The organism is Mesorhizobium sp. WSM4829 (assembly GCF_055811475.1).
This window is the reverse complement of the sequence record NZ_JBVVQJ010000006.1, coordinates 161,784-182,588: the sequence shown is the minus strand read 5'-3', so window position 1 is coordinate 182,588 and position 20,805 is coordinate 161,784. Positions and strand designations below refer to the sequence as shown.

General features: G+C 61.4%; 21 protein-coding genes and 1 tRNA gene. 13 read left to right on the top strand and 9 right to left on the bottom strand.

Going from position 1 to position 20,805, the window contains the following annotated elements; all coding sequences use genetic code 11:
- Positions 1–127: 127 nt before the first annotated feature.
- Both rpoH and AC0L17_RS08525 read right to left on the bottom strand, forming a co-directional pair.
- On the bottom strand, positions 128–1,039 hold the full coding sequence (gene rpoH / locus AC0L17_RS08530) for an RNA polymerase sigma factor RpoH (RefSeq protein WP_473515481.1): 912 nt from the start codon (positions 1,037–1,039) through the stop codon (positions 128–130).
- 207 nt (positions 1,040–1,246) lie between these two features.
- Complete coding sequence (locus AC0L17_RS08525; RefSeq protein ID WP_473515480.1) at positions 1,247–2,314, bottom strand: RluA family pseudouridine synthase; 1,068 nt, start codon at positions 2,312–2,314, stop codon at positions 1,247–1,249.
- A 26-nt stretch (positions 2,315–2,340) separates the two neighbouring features.
- On the opposite strand from AC0L17_RS08525, the gene AC0L17_RS08520 reads away from it, so the two are divergent.
- From AC0L17_RS08520 to AC0L17_RS08510, 3 genes are all read left to right on the top strand, one after another.
- Entirely contained in the window at positions 2,341–2,718 is a 378-nt protein-coding gene (locus tag AC0L17_RS08520; RefSeq protein ID WP_473515479.1) for a fimbrial protein, read from the top strand.
- On the top strand, positions 2,715–3,122 hold the full coding sequence (locus tag AC0L17_RS08515) for a VOC family protein (protein ID WP_473515478.1): 408 nt from the start codon (positions 2,715–2,717) through the stop codon (positions 3,120–3,122). The genes AC0L17_RS08520 and AC0L17_RS08515 overlap by 4 nt, the downstream gene beginning before the upstream one ends.
- A gap of 90 nt (positions 3,123–3,212) precedes the next feature.
- Positions 3,213–3,287: transfer RNA gene (locus AC0L17_RS08510), tRNA-Glu, on the top strand.
- Between the two features lie 35 nt (positions 3,288–3,322).
- On the opposite strand, the gene AC0L17_RS08505 is transcribed toward AC0L17_RS08510, so the two are convergent.
- Positions 3,323–3,547, bottom strand: coding sequence for a hypothetical protein (locus AC0L17_RS08505; RefSeq protein WP_473515477.1), 225 nt, complete (start codon positions 3,545–3,547; stop codon positions 3,323–3,325).
- 834 nt (positions 3,548–4,381) lie between these two features.
- On the opposite strand from AC0L17_RS08505, the gene AC0L17_RS08500 reads away from it, so the two are divergent.
- Positions 4,382–4,825, top strand: a complete 444-nt coding sequence (locus tag AC0L17_RS08500) for a hypothetical protein (RefSeq protein WP_023797081.1) — start codon at positions 4,382–4,384, stop codon at positions 4,823–4,825.
- 853 nt (positions 4,826–5,678) lie between these two features.
- Here AC0L17_RS08500 and AC0L17_RS08495 read toward each other — a convergent pair.
- Together AC0L17_RS08495 and AC0L17_RS08490 are read right to left on the bottom strand one after the other, a co-directional pair.
- A complete protein-coding gene (locus AC0L17_RS08495) occupies positions 5,679–5,867 on the bottom strand; it encodes a hypothetical protein (protein WP_473515476.1) in 189 nt (62 codons plus the stop codon).
- A gap of 898 nt (positions 5,868–6,765) precedes the next feature.
- Positions 6,766–6,915, bottom strand: a complete 150-nt coding sequence (locus AC0L17_RS08490; RefSeq protein ID WP_473515475.1) for a hypothetical protein — start codon at positions 6,913–6,915, stop codon at positions 6,766–6,768.
- A gap of 336 nt (positions 6,916–7,251) precedes the next feature.
- Here AC0L17_RS08490 and AC0L17_RS08485 point away from each other — a divergent pair, with 336 nt between their 5' ends.
- The 3 genes from AC0L17_RS08485 (at position 7,252) to AC0L17_RS08475 (ending at position 9,361) form a co-directional block, all read left to right on the top strand.
- On the top strand, positions 7,252–7,659 hold the full coding sequence (locus AC0L17_RS08485; RefSeq protein ID WP_473515521.1) for a type II toxin-antitoxin system HicB family antitoxin: 408 nt from the start codon (positions 7,252–7,254) through the stop codon (positions 7,657–7,659).
- A 184-nt stretch (positions 7,660–7,843) separates the two neighbouring features.
- Positions 7,844–8,425, top strand: a complete 582-nt coding sequence (locus AC0L17_RS08480) for a VOC family protein (RefSeq protein ID WP_473515474.1) — start codon at positions 7,844–7,846, stop codon at positions 8,423–8,425.
- A 27-nt stretch (positions 8,426–8,452) separates the two neighbouring features.
- Positions 8,453–9,361 carry a glutathione S-transferase family protein gene (locus AC0L17_RS08475; protein WP_473515473.1) on the top strand — a complete coding sequence of 303 codons (909 nt, stop codon included), beginning with the start codon at positions 8,453–8,455 and terminating at the stop codon, positions 9,359–9,361.
- Between the two features lie 452 nt (positions 9,362–9,813).
- Here the strand turns inward: AC0L17_RS08475 and AC0L17_RS08470 are convergent, their stop codons facing one another.
- From AC0L17_RS08470 to AC0L17_RS08460, 3 genes are all read right to left on the bottom strand, one after another.
- A complete protein-coding gene (locus AC0L17_RS08470; RefSeq protein WP_236368840.1) occupies positions 9,814–10,698 on the bottom strand; it encodes a hypothetical protein in 885 nt (294 codons plus the stop codon).
- Positions 10,699–11,244: 546 nt separating this feature from the next.
- On the bottom strand, positions 11,245–11,460 hold the full coding sequence (locus AC0L17_RS08465; protein WP_473515472.1) for a hypothetical protein: 216 nt from the start codon (positions 11,458–11,460) through the stop codon (positions 11,245–11,247).
- Between the two features lie 301 nt (positions 11,461–11,761).
- Positions 11,762–12,088 carry a hypothetical protein gene (locus AC0L17_RS08460; protein WP_473515471.1) on the bottom strand — a complete coding sequence of 109 codons (327 nt, stop codon included), beginning with the start codon at positions 12,086–12,088 and terminating at the stop codon, positions 11,762–11,764.
- An 814-nt stretch (positions 12,089–12,902) separates the two neighbouring features.
- On the opposite strand from AC0L17_RS08460, the gene AC0L17_RS08455 reads away from it, so the two are divergent.
- The 6 genes from AC0L17_RS08455 to phoB all read left to right on the top strand — a co-directional run bounded on the left by AC0L17_RS08455 (position 12,903) and on the right by phoB (position 19,298).
- Positions 12,903–13,907 carry a PstS family phosphate ABC transporter substrate-binding protein gene (locus tag AC0L17_RS08455; protein ID WP_091593258.1) on the top strand — a complete coding sequence of 335 codons (1,005 nt, stop codon included), beginning with the start codon at positions 12,903–12,905 and terminating at the stop codon, positions 13,905–13,907.
- Between the two features lie 119 nt (positions 13,908–14,026).
- Entirely contained in the window at positions 14,027–15,415 is a 1,389-nt protein-coding gene (gene pstC / locus AC0L17_RS08450) for a phosphate ABC transporter permease subunit PstC (protein ID WP_473515470.1), read from the top strand.
- The gene (pstA, locus tag AC0L17_RS08445) at positions 15,408–17,021 is read left to right on the top strand and encodes a phosphate ABC transporter permease PstA (protein WP_473515469.1); all 1,614 of its coding nucleotides are present in this window, start codon (positions 15,408–15,410) and stop codon (positions 17,019–17,021) included. Before pstC ends, pstA begins: the two co-directional genes overlap by 8 nt.
- Before the next feature lie 12 nt (positions 17,022–17,033).
- Entirely contained in the window at positions 17,034–17,849 is an 816-nt protein-coding gene (gene pstB, locus AC0L17_RS08440) for a phosphate ABC transporter ATP-binding protein PstB (protein ID WP_091593253.1), read from the top strand.
- Positions 17,850–17,884: 35 nt separating this feature from the next.
- Complete coding sequence (gene phoU, locus AC0L17_RS08435) at positions 17,885–18,592, top strand: phosphate signaling complex protein PhoU (protein ID WP_023797095.1); 708 nt, start codon at positions 17,885–17,887, stop codon at positions 18,590–18,592.
- 16 nt (positions 18,593–18,608) lie between these two features.
- The gene (gene phoB / locus AC0L17_RS08430) at positions 18,609–19,298 is read left to right on the top strand and encodes a phosphate regulon transcriptional regulator PhoB (RefSeq protein WP_031254097.1); all 690 of its coding nucleotides are present in this window, start codon (positions 18,609–18,611) and stop codon (positions 19,296–19,298) included.
- Positions 19,299–19,418: 120 nt separating this feature from the next.
- On the opposite strand, the gene AC0L17_RS08425 is transcribed toward phoB, so the two are convergent.
- The gene (locus AC0L17_RS08425) at positions 19,419–20,666 is read right to left on the bottom strand and encodes an ROK family protein (RefSeq protein WP_473515468.1); all 1,248 of its coding nucleotides are present in this window, start codon (positions 20,664–20,666) and stop codon (positions 19,419–19,421) included.
- Positions 20,667–20,805 lie beyond the last annotated feature (139 nt).

Sequence of the window (20,805 nt, the reverse complement as noted above, 5' to 3'; positions counted from 1 at the left end):
CCCCCCCCCCCCACCCCGCCGGGGGGCCCCGTATTTTTAAAAACCCCCCCCCCCGCCCGCCCCCCCCCCAAAAAACCCGGCCCCCCCTTTCCCCGCCCCCCGCCGCTATTTGTTTCCGCCGGAGGTTTTATACCGCCGGCTGCGCCTCGATGGTGCGCAGCGCCTGCATCTGGCGCTTGGCTGCGGCCTTGACCGCGTCCTGCACCTTCTCGAAGGCGCGCACCTCGATCTGGCGCACACGCTCGCGGCTGATGTCGAACTCGGCCGACAGCTCTTCCAGCGTCAGCGGCTCCTCGGCCAGGCGGCGCGCCTCGAAGATACGCCGCTCGCGCTCGTTGAGCACGGCAAGAGCGCCAGACAGCATGCCGCGCCGGTTTTCCAGTTCGTCCTGCTCGATCAGCGCCTCTTCCTGGCTTTCGTGGTCATCGACCAGCCAGTCCTGCCACTCACCGGACTCGCCCTCGCTCGCCCGGATCGGCGCGTTGAGCGAGGCGTCGCCCGACAGGCGGCGGTTCATCGACACCACTTCCGCTTCCGACACGTTGAGGCGGGTGGCGATCTCGGCGATCTGCTCGGGCTTCAAGTCGCCGTCGTCGAGCGCCTGGATCTTGCCCTTCACCTTGCGAAGGTTGAAGAACAGCCGCTTCTGGTTGGCGGTGGTGCCCATCTTGACCAGGCTCCACGAGCGCAGGATGTATTCCTGGATCGACGCCTTGATCCACCACATCGCGTAGGTGGCGAGCCGGAAGCCGCGCTCCGGTTCGAATTTCTTGACGGCCTGCATCAGGCCGACATTGCCTTCCGAGATCACCTCGCCGATCGGCAGGCCGTAGCCGCGATAGCCCATGGCGATCTTGGCGACGAGCCGAAGGTGGCTGGTGACGAGCTTGTGCGCAGCCGTTGTGTCCTCGTGCTCAGCATAACGCTTGGCGAGCATGTACTCTTCCTGCGGCTGAAGCATCGGAAAGCGACGGATTTCTTCCAGGTAGCGGCTGAGACCGCCTTCGCCGGAAACGATACTGGGTAGTGACTGGGCCATGATAGCGCCCCTCTCTCTTGGAGTGGTGCCCCCTAACGCGGCGGGCATAAATCGCGAACGCCAAAAGGCTCGTTCGCGACAGCGGATGTATACAGGAACAAAACCAGAAAGGACAGCATTTGGTTCAACACGAAACAGTGTGTCACGCCAAAGTGAACAACGCGGGTCAGGTTTTTGCCGATCTGGTTTTGAATGGATGAAGCCGGTTCAGAGTCTGCGGAAGCCGTCCACGAGTTCCTCCATGTCGCTCGGTAGCGGCGCCTCGAACCTCATCGGTAAATGGGTAGTCGGATGCCGAAATTCAAGCAGGCGGGCATGCAATGCCTGTCGCGGAAAGGCCTTCACCTGGCCTTTCAGCGGCTCGGGCAGCCGGTTCGCCTTGGTGCGAAAGGCCTGGCCGTAATCGGGATCGCCGACGACCGGATGGCCGATATGAGCCATGTGGACGCGGATCTGATGGGTGCGGCCGGTCTCGAGCCGGCATTCGACCAGGCTCGCCGTGGCAAACTCCTTTTGCTGCTCGCCAAAGCGCTCGACCACCGTGAAATGGGTGACGGCGTGGCGGGCATCGTCGCGGCCCAGTGGCACCACGGCACGGCGCACGCGGTCGGCGGCGCGACCGAGCGGCTCGTCGACCGTGCCTGTCGGTCTCATCGGAATGCCCCAGACCAGCGCCAGATAGGCGCGTTTGAGATCGCCGGTCAGGCCATGGTCGGCAAACGCCTCCGACAATGATTTGTGGGCGCGGTCGGTCTTGGCCACGACCATGACGCCGCTGGTCTCCTTGTCCAGGCGGTGGACGATGCCCGGCCGCCGCACACCGCCGATGCCGGAAAGACTGTCGCCGCAATGGTGGATCAGCGCGTTGACCAGCGTGCCGGTCCAGTTGCCGGCGCCGGGATGGACGACCAGCCCCGGCGGCTTGTCGATGACGATCAATTCATTGTCTTCATAGAGGACGTCGAGCGGGATGTTCTCGCCTTGCGGCTCCGCCGGCTCCGGCTCCGGCATGTCGACCGATACGCGGTCACCGGCCGCCATCTTGCGTTTGGTCTCGTTGACCGGCCGCCCGCCGACCTTGACGGCGCCCTGCCGGATCAGCATCTGCACCCGGCTGCGCGACATGTCCGGGCCGAGCTTGCCCGCCAGCCATTGGTCGAGCCGCTGGCCGGCCGCATCGGGGCCTGCTTCCAGCACGATTGATCCCCCGTTTGGTGATCCGCCCGTCAATCCATCCTCTATCAATATCGGGGTCTCTTCGTTATGAGCGCTCATCGAAAATCGTTCCGGAATGTTTTGCCATGGCTGCTGCCGATGAAGACGAGGAAAAGCCGCTCGACCCCGAAGTCGAAAAGGTGCGCAAGAAGCTCGTCCGCTTCGTCGCCATCAATCTCGGCCTGCTGTTCCTCGCCCTTATGGTGGTGATTGCAGCCCTTGTCTACAAAACGCGCAGCGCGCCACCGGCAGCCCCATCCCTTGCCGGCGACATCCAGGTGCCATCAGGCGAGCCGCTGGCCGGCGACATCGTGATGCCGGTCGGCGCCAGGGTCATCAGCCAGTCGCTTTCCGGCAACCGCGTCTCCATCGATGCGGAGCTTGCCGACGGCAGCCGCGCCATTTTTGTCTACGACATCACTGAGCGCCGCATCATCGGTCGCTTTTCGATCCGCAACAAATGATTGGTTTCGCCGAAAATCGCCGCGTCGCCACCGTCGCGCTTGTCGTCGCCAATTACGACGAGGCGATCGCCTGGTATGTCGACAGGCTCGGCTTTTTGCTGACCGAAGACGTCGATCTCGGCGGCGGCAAGCGCTGGGTCACGGTGGCGCCGGCGAACGGACAAGGCGCGCGGCTGCTGCTGGCCGAAGCGTCGGACGATATGCAAGCAAGCCGCATCGGCAACCAGACCGGCGGCCGCGTCTTTTTGTTCCTCGAAACCGACGATTTTGTCCGCGACCATGCGGCAATGCTCGAAAAGGGCGTTGAATTCCGTGAGGCGCCCCGCGTTGAGCCCTATGGCACTGTGGCGGTTTTCGCCGATCTCCATGGCAATCTCTGGGACCTGATCGAGCCAAAACGATAGGCCTGCAACGGATATTTTCCCGACATCATTGACTGCCAGAAGCCCAGTTGCTTTTTCCCGGCCGTCAGCCTATATCGCCGGTTCTTGAACGCGCCCATCGTCTAGCGGTCAGGACACCGCCCTCTCACGGCGGGAACAGGGGTTCGATTCCCCTTGGGCGTACCAGCAAAATCAAGCACTTAAGCCTCACCGGGCCGATTTTATCGAATATCCACCGAATAAACCCCGGCGAATTTCAGCGAACTGATACCCGAGACAAGGTGAAGCGCGCTCTCGAATCCGCCGGCGTCGTCTTTATCCCTGAAAATGGAGGCGGTGCGGGTGTCCGCCTGAAGTTCAACCGCCGTGAGGTCAAGGCGATCGAAAGGCTGGAAAATGAGGGCGGGATCGTCGGTGATGATGATGTGTAAAGGGCGACCGACCATCCCGCTGTCCGCGATATTGCTTGCGGCCGCAATCCTGACGGGCTGCGGTGACTCACCACAAGAGCCAGCCGGCTCGGCATATCGGATCGTTGACGCGGTGAGCGCTGGTGCATCGTGCGATGCTGGCGAACTCCTGCTGAGCGCCTACTGCTTCTCTGATGCCGGCCGAAGCATCTCAGCGAGTGGTCCGGCACTCCAATCAGATGCAAACGGCAGGATTGTAGCAACATGCCTCACGGGCGGCCGCCATCTGCGTCTGTTCTGCATCAAACAGCCGTGACATGGACGCCAGCAATGATGACTAAGGGGCGAATCGAGTTCATCCCGGAGAACGGCGGCGGCGCCGGGGTGAGGTTGAGGAAGAAATAACGCGGGAATCGTCAGCGCGCCCTTGCACTTGAAACTACACTTTTATGCCGATAGCCCTTTATGCGGATTGCTCTGGCTTGCCTTTGCGCCAGATCGGCGCGATGCTGCCCTTGGGAGTTGTCAAAGGAGAGATCTCCAGCAGCACACCGCTACCAGGAGGTAAGCGATGGGTCCTATGGAAAAGCCGCCTTATGTGCCGACAGAGATTCATGTCGGAACGGTCACGGACAAGATCGGCAATCTCGGAATCCTCTCAACCAGACGACAGAAGGCCGCCTGGATGTTGCGCTCGACCGCCAGGCAGCGGAGGCGATCGTCAACGCCATTAGCGCAATTCGGAGGAAGCTTGCATCGAACCAAAGCTAGTGGCCTTAGTCTTTCAACATTCTGCCGGTAAAAGCTTTCTAGTGACTTCCGCTTTTGCGGTTGGAGGGGCGTCAACTGAAACCGCTTTGGAGATTCCTGATGCACCTCGTCATAGCAGCACTGAGATGGCGGTCCAATCGTTCGAAGGCAGCACTGCTCCTGGGATCGGCACTTTTCGCCGCTAGCGCATCCGTAGCATGGGCCGATGCTCTTGAGGTTTTGCAAGGCGTTTGGGTCGGGGAACGCGCCGACTGCACGAGGGTGTTCGAGAAGATCCAGGGGAAAGTCCGCTTCAAGGACCGTACCTATTCGTCCGAGAACGGTTTCATCATTACCGGCAACAAGGCAAAGGGCCCGGTTGGGGGCGCCTGCACGATCTCGCAAGTCAACGAGGAGAACGACCGCTTCTCCGCCCTATTAACCTGTGCGGACGCTGTTGTATCCCGGAACTTTTCATGGTCATTCCGCATCATCGACGCAACCCACTTTGAGCGCTTTGATGCGATGGTTGGTGCCTTTAAATACAAGAAATGCGCGTTCTGACTAAAGCGTTGAACAAGCCTGCCCGAACACCCACTCATGGAACCGAGTCTAGGCTCATCCGATTTGAGGGCTAGAGGAACCGAACACAGCCGTTTTGCTAAGTTAGCAGCGATGCTTGAGCGGCCTACAGTCTTCCCAGCCGGCGAACCTACCCCGTTTGCTGGTTAGGCCCGGATGCCGGCTGTTGATCACCCCCAATAGTGGCTGTCGGGCCGCTCGAACTTGCGGTGATGGCTGAAATGCAAAAAGCCCCGCCGCTCCATTTACGAAGCGGCGGGGCCCCCCACTCGCCCCGATGCTGACCATGCAATTGCGGTGCCAGCAGATGACCCACTGTGGGACAGGCCCACGGGCGCCGTGGTTTTTCCGTGCCGTACAGAGCCTCGCCAGCGTGCGTTCCCGCTGGCCGCTGTCCTACACCGCCGAAGCACCTCGCGCGTCCTGGCGGCCCCTTGTGCCAGCGCCGGCACTCACTCTTTTAGGCACCAAATTGACTCTAGGCTCATCCGATTTGACAGCCAGGGGAACGGAACGTGACCATTTTACTAAATTACAAATGATGCATTTAGCCGCCTATCGTAGAAGTAGCCGGCGACCGTCCCGCAGACGCCCCCTCGCCGGTCAGGCCCAGCGGCCACCCGCCCAACTCCAACTGACTGCTGGGCCGCCCATTGACTCTCGCTCTCGCTACTCAAAGCTCGGGCTGCGACGTGCACACCTTCGCCGTGCGTAACGGAAACTCAGGCGCTATAGAAAATACCTGCCAGCGAGGGCGTACCATGCCAAGCCCAACATTGAGAGCACATACAGAACCAGGAACGGAAGCACAGACGGCTGGCTGTCGAGGGCGGGGTCAGCTCTTTCCAGTTCGTCGACCAGATTGCGATCCCGCCTGGGCCTTCGTGACCACCAAACCGTGCGGCCCAATTTTACTCTCAGCTTCTCTCGAAATTCTTTTCGCGATATCGGCTCGGATCACTGGATCCTCGGTCAGGTTGCCCGGAAACCCCTCAGGAAGATTGTCGCCATCGTTCTTGTCCATGGCGCCAACATGTTCTGCCTCACTTATGTTCCAAGTTTCTAATGTAAAATTTTGACCGCTCGCCAGTCAACACTGCCCGATGGCATCGAGGCTGACGCCGCATTGCTCGGTCTAAGGGGCTGGACGTCCGAAGAGCCTGGCGTGAAATGAGCAGCGGGGACCGGGTGGGGGGCTTGGGGTTAGTCCCCGCTGCTTTGAGCTGCCTTCGCGGGGTGCAGTGGCAGCACAACTAAATAGTGACTGAGCGATGACAGGACCAAGACAGCGGAGCCTTGGGCACCCTGTCAGTCTTACACCGGCTAGTGCCGCCCCCAGGCCACCCGGGGCGGGTGTCTCAAGAGTGCGGCCGGGGACGGACCTTCAAAGATTGCGACTTCCGTACCCCAGCCTACACTCCGGCCTGACGCGCGTGCCCACCCAATCTACCCCAGCGTCAAGCGACAGGTCATTAGTAGCCGATAAAGATCGCCCCCAAATCGGCCGCTTGAGCTAGCTCGGATAGACAATTCGGGTGAGCGGGTTCAACGGGGTCAAAAGGAGGGGTCGGAATATCCGGGCCAACAGGCTCATGCGAACTAAAGTGAGAGCTTCATGGCCATAGTACCCCTCCTCCTCGCCACCTAAGGCTTGAAGGGCAGAGGGCCGATGCACGTTTCCACTTGGGGCCCCGCTTGGACCAGCTGCTCGGATGCACCTCGGACATTGTTGCAGGCATAGCTGACGCCGACCAATTCGATCTTCACGAACTCGCGCGTGTTTAGAATTGCGGCGGTCAGTTCTCCGTGGAAGCACAGCCGCTGTGGGCTCGTCGCTTGTCCCTCAACGGCGACGGGCTCCCCTTAGCAGGACCCGTAAGGGCAGCTATGGAGTTTCGTCCCGCCCGGCCTTGCCGATTGCCTCAAACAATGATGCCAGAGTTGGCGGGCAGTTCTGGTTCGACCTCCAGCCCAAGCAGCTTGTGTACGGGATGACGATTGTCTTCGGTGCCGATCAGCTCCCGAACGGCGTCGGCAAGGGTCTTATGGCCCGCTGCATCACGCTTTGCCATGTCTGCATGTCCCAACCCGCCCAAGGGCCGCAACTCGCAGGTCACGGAATGGTTGCATTAGGGGCCGGAATGTTTGGTAGAAATTTCTGAGCGGGGATCGGATAACTGGCTCACCAGATCACCAGGCCCTTCATGATGCCCACGGACTTTATGAACTGTCATTTTGAAAAAGCCCGCGCCTCTGGCGGAGAACGCGAGGCGATAACCTCTTACCGAAGAAGGGATAGTCAGGCGGCGATACACAAAACCCCGCCGGAGCGGGGTTTTGATTCTAAGGCCGTTGCAGACTTGTTATCGTCCTCGCAATGGCCTGCCACCGTTGCCAGTGGTCTTACAATCCGCCGAAGCGGTAACGGTACCGGCAGCGACTTCGGTGTGTCCTTTCCTGATTTTCCCGGCGTTGTCACCGCCGGCACCGATCTGGACGACGCTAGTGCTATGGCTGAGGAGGCCCTTGCCCTTCACATCGAAGGGCTTGTGGAAGATGGCGAAGCCATTCCAGAACCCTCCAGCTTGGAAGATGTCATGGCCGACGCCGATATTCGAGACGGCGTCGCAATCTTGGTTGCGGTGAAGACCGAGGCCAAGAAAGCTGTCCGCGTCAACATCACGCTCGCTGAAGATGTTCCAAGCCAAATTGACGCCTTTGCCGAGGCGCACGGTTATACCCGGTCCGGCTTTATCGCGAAGGCGGCTCAAAGGATCATCGAGCTTGAGGGCGGCCGAAAGGCTCGCAGCGCTTAGCTACCGTTTGCGCTACCCAGGGCCTTCCAATGCAAGTGTCCTATGGCCCGGCTTCTGGCGCATCGTCGCCACTTGATTTAGCATCTCCTGATAATCCTCGTGCCAGGCACAAGGCAGCACAACCGCGAGCGGCACCGGGGGCGAAGAGAACACGACGGCGTCCGGCTGCCAGGGAGGAAGGCCAATGCAGAAATTGCAATCGCAAGGCGTCCATCACATCACGCTGGTCGGTGCCGGGCGCCAGATTTCGATCGACTTCTGGGAAGGCGTGCTCGGCATGCCTTTCATCTTCGAGCAGCCCAATCTCGACAAGGCCAGCGAAAGCCACCTCTATTTCGATCCGGGCGACGGCCGGCTGATCACCATCTTCACCGACGAGAGCCGCACGCCGGTCAAACGGCGTACACCGACCGATTCGGGCTGCGTCCATCACATCGCGTTTGCGGTGTCGCGGGTCACCTTCCTGCAGGCGGTCGCCCGGCTCGACGAGCGCGCCATCAAGCACAGCGGCGTCAAGGATCGCGGTTTTATGGATTCGATCTATTTCGAGGATCCGCTCGGCCTGCTGATCGAGCTCGCTTCCTACCGTTTCGAGCCGCCGGCGGGATTTACCCATGCCGACGTGCTGATGCAGGCGCACAAGCTTCGCGTCGCGCGCGGGGACTACGCAATCGCCGAAGTGCATCTCGCCGACGCGATCCAGGCGCTGGTCGAGCGCTCCCGTGCGACCTTGTCAGAAGACCGCGCGCCGAAAAATCCATTCTGACAACAGGCCAAACAAAGGGAGGACACAATGGCAAAGATGACAACGAAGAGTGCAAAGAAGCCGGCCGCCAAGGCCGCTACGAAACCAGCTGCCAAGGCGACAAAGCCTGCGGCCAAGGCGACAACGCCTGCGGTCAAGGCATCAGGCGCTTCCGCCAAGCCGGCAACGAAAGCCGCCGCAAAAGCTGCAGACAAGGCGTCCGCGAAATCGGCGCGGAAGACCAAGGCGAAATCAGGAAAGAAGTCTGCACTGATGCTCAGCATGCTGAAGCCGAGCGTCAACAATATGAGCGTACGGGTGTTTGCGCGCGCGGCCGGGCTTGACCATTCCGAGACCGACGTATGGGGCCACACGCGCTCGCCCGAGTATATGGCGCGAAACCCGGCCCATCTGACGCCGATGATCGAGGACAAGGGCCTGCCCAGGGGCGTGTTGTGGGAAAGCTGCGCCATCATGCAGTATCTCGCCAACAAGCACGGGCTGGAGAAATTATATCCCAAGGCGCCGGCCAAGCGGGCGATGATCGACAGCGCCATGTTCTATCTGATCGGCACGCTCTACCCCTATGTGGCGCGCGCCACCTATCCTGCGCTGAATTTCCCGCAATATGCCGGCGAGGTCGGCCACAGCGACGCTCATCCCGACAAGAAGGCGGAAGCCCAGAAGGCCGCTATAGCAGCGATAGCCGAGCCGCTGGAGGTCTTTCACAGCTTCTTCAGGAACGGCAAGCCGTTCATCGGCGGCAAGAACCCGTCGATCGCCGACATCCGCCTGGCGGCGACGCTCGAATTCCTGGCCGCCATCGACTACGCGCTGCCCCAATGGGCGAAGGAGTACATGACGGCGATCGAAAAGAAGCTCGGCAAGGCCTATGCCGAGCCGGCTGCCGACGTGCGCGGCTATATCGCCCATGTGAAGTCGCAGGCCGGGGCGTGAGGCTTTCACTCTCACGGTTTTGCTATCTAAACCGAGCCTGAAGGCCCGCCGCCTTTTACGGGACGTAAGAATGTTTGAAGCGTCGACGACGAAGCGACGGTTGACCTGGAGACAGCGGTCCTGATGATCAGGCCTGCGGGTGGCGTCCATGGAAGGGACTGTATATGACCCGCAAACTACCCTTATTCGCGGCGTTCGGCCTGGCGCTTGCTGCCCTGGCGGCGTGTGACCAAACTCAATCGGGAGGAACGCAGGCGACAACCGCTGGCCAATTGCCGCCGCCTCCAGCCGACACGATGACGCCGGCACCGGCAACCCCGCCAGCTCAGACAGCCCCTGTTCAGTAACAGATCGTCGTTTTCAAAAATGGACCCTCGCCCCGGGAGGCGGGGGTTCGCTTTTGGCATTTCAGCTGCGAAGCGGTGCGGCATGACTGATGCTGCGCTTGTCGTTCAGGGACCGAACATTACAAGCTCGGTGAACGACAGATCTCCAAGCGAGGGTGGTCTGGGACCCCTAAAATATTTCAGCCCGCTGTTGGCGCGGTACCACCCGAACAGACCTCCAATCGGCTCCCTGGCGTCGACGACGCAAAGCAGGATGCCGCTTCGCAAGAGAAAGCGCCCGATGGCACCTGCGCACCGGCTCAAATCCGCGAGAGAGCGGCAATAGACGATCTGATAGGATGGGATAAGACCGCGCAATATCCGGCGCGGCATCAATACGAAAGGAAACGCTGCTCCGTCGCAAATGCAAATCAATGACCGGCAGCCAAGTGCTGAGTGTTCCGAGAGTATGTATCTCTCGCTGTCGGACAGCATCGCCATTTCCGCAAGATCGGGACGAGCTTCAAGCACGCGACATGACCGCTGCGCCGAACTAAAAGCCGGCAAGAAGGCAAATTGTCCGGTGGTGAAGGGGCGAAAGCCGAGCGCCCAGTTGGCTTTCAACGTTGCGGGCGCCGGCGAAATATTGGTGTAGGTCACGTCCCTTCGCTTGAGAATCGTCGTGACCAATTTGGCGCCATAGGGACGGAATTCTGCGTCGACGGACCAGCTTGAAAGGTTGCAGCGGACTTCGTCGCCTTCCTGCCCGGGATAACGGGTATACAGGGTCAGCACAACGCCGACGATCCGATCGGCCTTCTCCAAGGCCAAGCCGTATTGTGGGAACTCGGCGACGGGAGGCCGCTGCGCCAAACGGGTCAGCGCCTGTATCCAGTAACTTCGGTCACGCTTCGGAAACCCCCGGCACAGGCAGTCGACCACTCCTTGCCAATCTGCTTCGCGAATTGGTCGACAGCGAACGCCAGGAGGGAGAGCGCCAAGCACGGCCATAAGTCGACTTCCAGAATAGGCTAAAGCGCGTTGCGGCTGAACGGATCCAATGCGACGCGCTTTAAGTTCTTGTTTTTATGCATGTCGTTATCGCAAAAACGCTGCGCAGCCTCGGGCCAGGCCCTGGGTCAGGCCCGAGGGCATGCTTTTGCGCGACATGCATCTTCGATATGCCTCATACGCTAACACGTTGGTGTACAACGATTAATAATATGTGCCGCATTTAAAGACGACTTTCTGCACTGATCACGAAGACGCAAATCAGATTGGCCACGACGCGTCGACGAGCGGTTCCCGTCGGTTAAGGATTCGTTAACCAAATCGCTATCTACTGGTCGGCAATTCACCTCCAACCCGTGACCACGGATGTACTGGCGCGGTCGAGGTGGAAGGAAAGGTCGGCCATGTGCCGGCCTTTTTGTCTCGAGGGCTATTGTTCCCGGGAAGCCGCGGCTTCAAGCGCAACGGCACGCTGATCGGGCCGCCGATTCAGCCAAGAATTGTTCGGTGGCGTCACCTCGAGCGATCGGACCGGTTCACCAGATATCAGTGTTGCCCGCGTCTCGCATTGACATGGCGTGCCAATTCCGGCGTCTCGAAGACGTAGTCGCTCCAGGCCGATTCCGGAATCTGACCGGCCAGATAGCATTCCAGCAAAAGACGTTGCTCAGGACTGAGAGGTCTCGGCGCGCGCTCATGGTCCAGTCTCAGCGAGTGAAGCAGATTTCTGGTCACGTCCGAGACAGTGAAGTGAATCGACATGTGTTCGGTCTCCTTTGACCATTTAGCGCATCACCCAAGAGATCGGGATCGATCTCCGCTCCGTTGCCCTTCGGTTCGGAAGGACCATGCGCCAAATCAAAACGCCACAGCGTGTGTTGTGCGTCCAAAGCGACGGGCGGCACTGCAATGGCTGTTTAACGTCGAAGGCCGGATAAGGTTCAACGCGGCTGCCGGCAACGCCGATCAGGCAGCCCGAAACCCACCAGTCAGCTCTCGGCCTGCGCGTCTGACCGAACCGCTGCGGCAGCTGCGCAGCAACGTTTTCGGGGCGGCCGGCTGGCTATTCGCAGACCATGCGGACCCGTTTCCCGGGTTGGCTGACGTTCCTGCAGGTGAGCGGTTTCGCCGGCTCGGATGACGGCGTCGGCGGTTGTTTGGCAATCCTGGCGATTTTCCTTCTCGGCGCCGCGGAGGTGCCGATTTTGCGGGCCGCCGCTGTTTCCGGCGTTTCGGGCGCCTCAGGAAAGTCATCGGTCTGCAGCAACTGCGGCTGTTCGGCTTGCGCCTGCTGCTGCGGCCGGTCCCAGAACCGCCGGACATCGAGCGGCCTTGGAATGACGACGGTGCCGTCGTAGCTGCGCGAGCAGCCGCCCCCTAGCAGCAGCATCGGGCACACGAAAAAAGGCAGGATCCGTCGCAACATCGGCAACACCCTTGCGGGATCTATAACGCGGCTTCGGTTCTACCGACAACCGTCGGAATACACTGCGGGCAAGGCTAGCGCATGACCCGCAGAATCGGAATCGATTTCGCTGGGGATCATGCGCAAAAATCAAAGTGCCGCAGCGTCCCTGGCGCGACTTTGGCGCGATTGGGGGCGGGCATGGACGATTGCCTGCCCAAGCCCATCAGCCCTAAGCCCATTAGCCCCAGGCGGCGTCTTGCTCGAAAAGGTCCGCGGACGGGGAAATCCACGCGCGGGATAGCCACGTCAGCCTGTCGGGTCCAGCCGATTCGGCGACGCGTTGCGACAAGACTATGGTGCGATCGCACCATACCAAAGCATGCGTCCGGTTGGAACAATAAGCGCATTCGAGTTCCGCTCCTCCAGTTACGGGCGGGAGCAGCGACCGCCGGCAAGAAGCAGGGTCAGATTTACCCCAACGGACCTGCTTCGGCGATGGCACGGCCATGACCTCCTTGGCCGCATGCAACGCGCTCCCGCCCGGATTTTCTTTTTCGGCGCCAGTTGTTCGCCCGTCCAGGCAAATGCCGGCCGCAATTCGCGCAAGCTGCTGATTCCAGCGGCAAACCACGGCTGTACCGGCGAGACCCGCGGCCCTTCCTTTTGACAGGGCTGTGCGGCGGTTACCGGGCTGACATCAAACTGTCATGTGACTGTAATAATCGGGGGCTATGGCCTCAGCGGGCGCCGAAGGAATGGCGCCGAGAGACCATTTTTCCGAACAGGAGCAGGCCACATGAAGAAATTCCTCCTTACGGCGTCGGCCGCGGCGCTTGCGCTCGCCGCGTCGGCTGGTTATGCCGCCGCGCGCGACCAGATTCAAATCGTTGGTTCGTCCACGGTGTTCCCCTTCACGACGGCTGTCGCTGAAAAGCTCGGCCAGAGCGGAAAGATCAAGACCCCGGTCGTTGAGTCGACTGGCACCGGCGGCGGCATGAAGCTGTTTTGCCAGGGCGTCGGCGAAAACACCGCCGACTTCACCAATGCCTCGCGCGCCATCAAGGACAGCGAGCTTAAGACCTGCAAGGCAAACGGCGTGACGCCGGTCGAAATCAAGGTCGGCTTCGACGGCATCGTTCTGGCCAACTCGAAGGCAGGGACTGTCGTCGATCTGACGAAGGAACAGGTTTTCAAGGCGCTCGCCAAGAACGTCGCTGTTGACGGCAAGGTCGTCCCCAATCCCTACAAGAACTGGTCGGATGTCGATGCATCGCTTCCCGCGACAAAAATCGAGGTGCTTGGCCCGCCGCCGACATCCGGCACGCGCGATGCGTTCGTCGAGCTCGTCATGGATGCGGCCTGCCAGGAAGAAGTGAAGGCGGCTAACGAAAAGGGCTGCGGCGAGATCCGCGAAGACGGCGCTTTTGTCGAGGCGGGCGAAAACGACAATCTGATCGTCCAGAAGCTGGAAGCCAACCCCAATGCCTTCGGCGTCTTTGGCTTCTCGTTCCTTGACCAGAACGCCGACAAGCTGCAGGGCCACAAGGTCGACGGCGTCGAGCCGACTTTCGAGAACATCGCATCCGGCGATTACGGCGTTTCCCGCTCGCTCTTTGTCTATGCCAAAAAAGAGCATGTCGGTGTCATCCCCGGCATGCAGGAGTTCATCGCCGAGTACACCTCGGATGCTGCATGGGGTCCTGATGGTTATCTGGCCGACAAGGGCCTGATCCCGCTGCCGGACGCCGAGCGCGCCAAGTCGGCCGAAAACGCCAAGGCCCTGAAGGGCATGGGCTCCTGATGTTTCGGGGTCCGAGCCTACCGCTCTGACCCCTCATATCCTAAAGCACAAAGCGCGGGATCTTAGGTCCCGTGCTTTGAGCCGGTGAATGACCGGCAGTCGAGGGGACGTCCCGAATCATGGTCGGTTATCTCGTTGTTCTTCTGGTGGTTCTGGCCGCTGCTGCCTATTGGCTCGGCCGGACCCGCGCTATTGCCAGCGTCAATGGCGACGTCGCGCGACTGCATTCGCTGCCTGGCCAGCATGGCATGTTTCTGGCGCTTTTTGCTGCCGGTCCCGCGCTGCTTGCGATCGTGTTGTGGTCGCTGGTGACGCCGGGAATTGAATCGTCGATCATTGCCGACCGCTTCGCCTCCGAGTTGTCGGGAATGGGCGTCCCGCAGGTCGAAGCTTTCATCCGCGACGCTCGCGCGATGGCCTTTGGCGGGCTTGTCGGCTTCGCCGACTCCACGAAAGAGGCGGCCGCCGCCCTCTACAAATCGGTCCATGCGACCAGCACCTGGATCATCTGGACCGTCGCACTCGTGCTTTCCGCGTCCGGATTTTACTGGGCCTATTCACGCATCGCACAGGCCTACCGGGCGCGCCACGTGGTCGAGCGCGTTCTTCGCGCATTCTTGATCGCCTGTTCGGTGGTCGCGATCCTGACGACGATCGGCATCGTCCTGTCGCTTATATTCGAGTCGCTGCGGTTCTTCCAACAGGTGCCGTTCTACAAGTTCCTGTTCGGCACGCATTGGTCGCCGCAGAGCGCCTTCACCGGCGCGGGAGCCGAGGCCGGGGCGGTCAACGAGGACATTTTTGGCATGGTGCCGCTCTTTGCCGGCACGTTGCTCATCACCTTCATCGCCATGCTGGTGGCTGCGCCTATCGGGCTGATGGCTGCGATCTACCTTTCGGATTATGCCTCCAAAAGCGTCCGCGCGGTCGCAAAGCCGGTTCTGGAAATCCTCGCCGGCATTCCGACCGTCGTCTACGGCTTCTTCGCCGCGCTGACGGTTGCGCCCTACTTCCGCGGTATCGGCGAAAGCCTGGGCCTCAACGTCGCATCTGAATCCGCGCTCGCCGCAGGCGTGGTCATGGGTATCATGATCATTCCCTTCGTTTCCTCGCTTTCCGACGATGTGATCAACGCCGTTCCGCAATCCCTGAGAGACGGTTCTGCCGGCCTCGGCGCGACCAAGTCGGAAACCATCCGCAAGGTGGTCCTTCCCGCTGCCCTTCCGGGCATCGTTTCGGCGATGCTGCTTGCCGTCAGCCGCGCAATCGGCGAAACGATGATCGTGGTCATGGCGGCGGGGCTGGCGGCAAACCTCACGGCAAATCCGCTCGAAGCGGTCACCACCGTGACCGTGCAGATCGTGACGCTGCTGGTGGGCGACCAGGAGTTCGACAGCGCCAAGACGCTGGCAGCCTTCGCACTCGGCCTGGTGCTGTTCTGCATCACGCTTACCCTCAACATCGTCGCTTTGCGCGTCGTCCAGAAATACCGAGAGCAATATGACTGATGCGATCTCGTCATTCGGCGCCGTCGGACGGCCGGTCAGCATTCATACCGACGATGCCGCGAAGGCGCGGCTGAAGGGCCGCTACCGCACGGAAAAATGGTTCAAATGGCTCGGCGCCGCAGCTGTCGCGTTGGCTGGCTTGTTCCTTGTGCTGCTCCTGTCGACGATCGTCACGCAGGCGATTCCGGCGCTGCGGCAGAACTATGTGACGCTGCCGATCGATCTTTCAGCGGCCAAGGTCGACCCGGCGAAACTCGATGAAGTGAACTACGACGCCATCGCTCAGGAAGCGCTTACGGCAAAATTTCCGGATGTGACGAGCCGCCAGGACAAGCGCCTGCTGCGCGGGCTGATTTCCACCGGCACAGGCGTGTTCCTGCGCAAGGATATTGCGGCTGATCCGGGGATGCTCGGAGGAACGGTGGACTATGCGGTTCCACTTGACGATTTTGCTGACCTCTATCTCAAGGGTTTGCTTGCCGACGTCGGTTCGGACGAAGCGATTTCGACAAGCGTCACGCCTTCGGGAACCAGCGGCGACATCGATCTGACCTTCGGCGACGATGCCATGCTGGCGCTGGCGCGCGGCCATGGTGCGACCGAGGGCGAAAACGGCATGTTTACGCTGACGAGCGGCGCGTCGTCGCTGCTGGTCGCGTTTAATGGCGGCACGGTCAAGCTGACCGCGCTGTCGCCTGCGGCCAACGGCACGGTGATCGCAAAAGGCACGGTGATCGAGGCGCTGGACAGCACGGCGCCCGCCGCGAGCGGCCAGGCATTCCTGCGCGTCATCGAGACGCCGGAAGCATCGCGAAAGATTTCGGACAAGGTGATCGTCTGGCTCGACACGCTGAAGAGCGCCGGCCTGATCGAAAGCCGGTTCAACTCGATCTTCTTCTTCACCGGCGCAAGCCGCGAGCCGGAATTGGCCGGTGTCTGGGGCGCGGTCGTCGGATCGTTCCTGACCATGATCGTAACCCTCGCCATCGCCTTCCCGATCGGCGTTTCAGCGGCGATCTATCTTGAGGAATTTGCGCCCAAGAACCGGCTGACGACGATGATCGAAGTGAATATCAACAATCTGGCGGCGGTGCCTTCGATCGTCTTCGGCCTGCTTGGACTTGCCGTATTCCTGAATTTCTTCGGCATGCCGCGCTCAGCCCCGGTGGTCGGCGGCATGGTGCTGGCGCTGATGACCCTGCCGATCATCATTATCGCCTCGCGCGCTTCGCTGCGTGCCGTGCCGCCGTCGATCCGCGAGGCGGCGCTTGGCATCGGAGCGTCCAAGGTCCAGACCGTATTCCATCACGTCCTGCCGCTGGCGATGCCGGGCATCATGACCGGCACCATCCTCGGAATGGCGCATGCGCTCGGCGAAACCGCGCCGTTGCTGATGATCGGCATGGTCGCCTTCATCGTCGACATTCCCGGCGGCTTCACCGATCCCGCAACGATCCTGCCGGTGCAGATATTCATGTGGGCGGATTTCCCGGAAGCGGGGTTCCAGCAGAAGACTTCGGCGGCGATTTTGATTTTGCTGGTGTTTTTGGTCATCATGAATGCCATCGCGGTGATACTGCGCAGGCGCTTCGAGCGGCGCTGGTAAGGAGTAGAGGATATGAACATCATGACGGAAGCCGGCGTCGAGCAGAAACTGAGCAGCGCAACCAACGCCCCTTCGATCAAGATGAAGGGCGAAAAGGTCTCCGTTCACTACGGCGAGAAGCGAGCACTGTTCGACGTCGATCTCGATGTCCGCGAGCATCAGGTGACGGCGTTGATCGGCCCATCGGGCTGCGGCAAGTCGACGTTCCTGCGTTGCCTGAACCGAATGAACGACACCATCGATATCGCGCGGGTGAGCGGCAAGATCACGCTCGACGGCGAGGATGTCTACGACCCGAAAATCGATGTCGTCGAGCTGCGAGCTCGCGTCGGCATGGTGTTCCAGAAGCCGAACCCGTTTCCGAAGTCGATCTACGAAAACGTCGCCTACGGTCCGCGCATTCACGGCCTGGCCAGGACCAAGGCCGAGTTGGACGGCATCGTCGAATCGAGCCTGAAGAAGGCCGGCCTGTTCAACGAGGTCAAGGATCGCCTGCTCGAGTCGGGAACCGGTCTGTCCGGCGGACAGCAGCAGCGTCTGTGCATTGCGCGCGCCATCGCCGTGTCGCCGGAAGTGATCCTGATGGACGAGCCCTGTTCGGCGCTCGATCCAATCGCCACCGCTCGCGTCGAGGAACTGATCGACGAACTGCGCCAGAACTATACGATCGTCATCGTTACCCATTCGATGCAGCAGGCGGCGCGCGTGTCGCAACGCACGGCGATGTTCCATCTCGGCTACCTAGTCGAGGAGGGCGCGACCGACAAGATGTTCACCAACCCCGACGACAAGCGCACCCAGGACTACATCACCGGCCGGTTCGGCTGAGCGGTCCGGCGAATTTCGAACACGAGGACAGCACCATGGGTGAACACACCGTCGCATCTTTCGACGAGGAACTGGAGCACATCGACCGGCTGATCCGCGACATGGACGAGCTCGCCGCCGCGATGGTCGCAGCCTCGATCCGCGCGTTGCTTGCGTCGGACAATGCGATGGCGCAGCGCGTCGTCTCGGACGACGCCATCATGGATGCGCGGCAGCGCGAGCTCGACGACAGCGCCATCACGCTGATCGCCAAGCGGCAGCCGATGGCGCAGGATCTGCGCGCCGTGGTTGGCGCAATCCGCATGGCGGGCGATCTCGAGCGCATCGGCGATCTGGCCAAGAACATAGCTAAGCGGGTTAGCGCAGTCGGGCAGAGCGCGACGCCGCGGAATCTGTCGCACGGTATCGATGCGATGGCGGATCTCGTTCTTGTGCAGCTGCGCGGCGTGGTCGAGCACTATGTGTCGCGCGATGCCGGCGCGTTGAAGGAACTGCGCGCCGACGACCAGAAGATCGACGTGAAATACACGGCGGTTTTTCGCGAGCTCCTGACCTACATGATGGAGGATCCGCGCAACATCACCGCCTGCACGCACCTTCTGTTCTGCGCCAAGAATCTCGAGCGTATCGGCGATCACGTCACCAACATCGCCGAAAACGCCTATTTTGTCGTGACCGGGCAGCAATTGCCGGCGGATCGCCCGAAGCTCGACGAAACGACGATGTCGGCGCCAGCGACATGACAGGAGTGACCGGCCGATGATCGCGCCGCGCATCATGGTGGTGGAGGATGAAGAGCCGCTGGGCGTCCTTCTCCGTTACAATCTTGAATCCGAAGGCTATCAGGTCGAGGTGGTGACGCGCGGCGACGAGGCCGAAATCCGGCTGCAGGAAAACGTGCCCGATCTTTTGGTGCTCGACTGGATGGTGCCGGCGGTTTCCGGCATCGAGCTTTGCCGGCGCCTTCGGGTGCGCCCCGAAACCGAGCGGCTGCCGATCATCATGCTGACCGCGCGCGGCGAGGAGAGCGACCGGGTGCGCGGCCTTTCGACCGGAGCCGACGACTATCTGGTCAAGCCGTTCTCGACACCGGAATTCATGGCCAGGGTCAAGGCGCTGCTGCGCCGCGCCAAGCCGGAAGTGCTGTCCAGCGTGCTCAAGGTCGGCGACATCATGCTCGATCGTGAATCGCACCGGGTCTATCGCAAGAAGAGCGAGATCCGGCTCGGGCCGACCGAATTCCGGCTGCTCGAATTCATGATGCGGCACCCGGGCCGGGTCTTCTCGCGCAGCCAGTTGCTCGACAATGTCTGGGGCGAGACGATCTACATCGACGAGCGCACGGTGGACGTCCATGTCGGCCGGTTGCGCAAGGCGGTCAACAATGGTCGCATGCCCGATGTCATCCGCACCATCCGCGGCGCCGGCTATGCGATCAGGGAAGACTAGCTGATACCTGCGCTTCCGGCGTACCCCAAAGTACGCTCCGCTCCGGATCTCGGAACCCACCATTCTCGACTCGGCCTGACCTGAATCTCAACACACCCCAAGTCGCGACCCGGGAATCCTTCAAGCCACGTTCTTTCCGACCGAGCCGGCTCGTGCCTGGATGCTCGGCGCGAAAATCTCCTGGTCGACGAAGCTTAGCGCCCGCATGGCGCAGCCTTCGCGGATCAGCGGCAGCTCGTTCGGCTCGGTGTCGAAGGAAATCGAACCCGAATGCTGGCCGCCGGCGGTCTGGGCGATGGCCTCGCGCAGCGCCGGCTCGATCAGGTCGAAGGCGGTAGCGCTGGCGCCGACCATGGCCACCGGCGCCGGATCGATCAGCGCAAACAGGCTGCCGAGCCCGAAGCCGAGCGCCTCGCCGGCCTTGCGGTAGGCTTCGCGCTCCGGTCCGTCCGTCTCGCGCGCCCGGGCCGCCAGTGCCCGCATCTCGGCGTCGCTGACATCGGCGACCGGCTCGGCGTTCTCGCTCAACAGCCTTGCGTTGCGCCAGATGGCGTAGTTGCCGGCATAAGCCTCGACGCAACCGCGCCGCCCGCAGCGGCAAAGCGCGCCACCCGGCCGATGGATCATGTGGCCGAATTCGCCGCCTGAGGAGTGGGTGCCGGTGAACAGCTCGCCCTTCAGCACCAGCCCCATGCCGATGCCGTGCGAGAGCAGGATGGCGATGAAGTCATCGCGGTAGCGATCCGGGTGGCGCCAGCGCAGCGCCACGGCCATCATGTTGCAGTCGTTCTCCATGATGGCCGGGATGCCGAACTCGCGTTCCAGAATGTCGGCGAAGGCGATGTTCGTCTGCGGCGTGATCGGCGACCACAACATGGCGCGCGCGTGGGAATCGGTGATGCCCTGGATCGCCAGCGCGATGCGGGCGACGCTTTGGACATCGAGGTCGGGATCTTCGAGCCGGCGCCGGACGATGGCGACACATTCGCCGATCAGCGCGTCGCGCGACATGGTCAGCGTGTCCAGCCGGCGCTGGTCCTCGGCGACCACTTGTCCGGCATAATCGATGACGGCGACCGACAGGAAATTCAGCGACAACACGACGGCCAACACCGCAGCGGCTTGCGGATTGAGGCTGAGGCCGACCTGCGGCCGGCCGCGTTTCAGCGAAACCGTCTCGCTCGCCTTGCTCTCGGCCAGGATGCCTTCCTGGATCAGGTCGGCAGAGATCGCCGATATGGTCGAATGGCTGAGGCCGGTGGTCGCGGCGATCTCGGTCCGCGACGGCTGGCCTGCCCGGCGCACGGCCGAAATCACCATCGCCCGGTTGCGCCGGCGCAGATCGTCATGACGGATTCCCACCGACATTTTTGTTTCCTCCTCATCGCCGCGGCCGCTCATGAATCGGAAGCCGTCGGTAATGTGCGACAAATACTGGCAGAAGCAGAAGGGGCTGTCATTATTTATTCCGAGGCTCGAAAAAAAGCCCCGACAGGACGTCAAAATC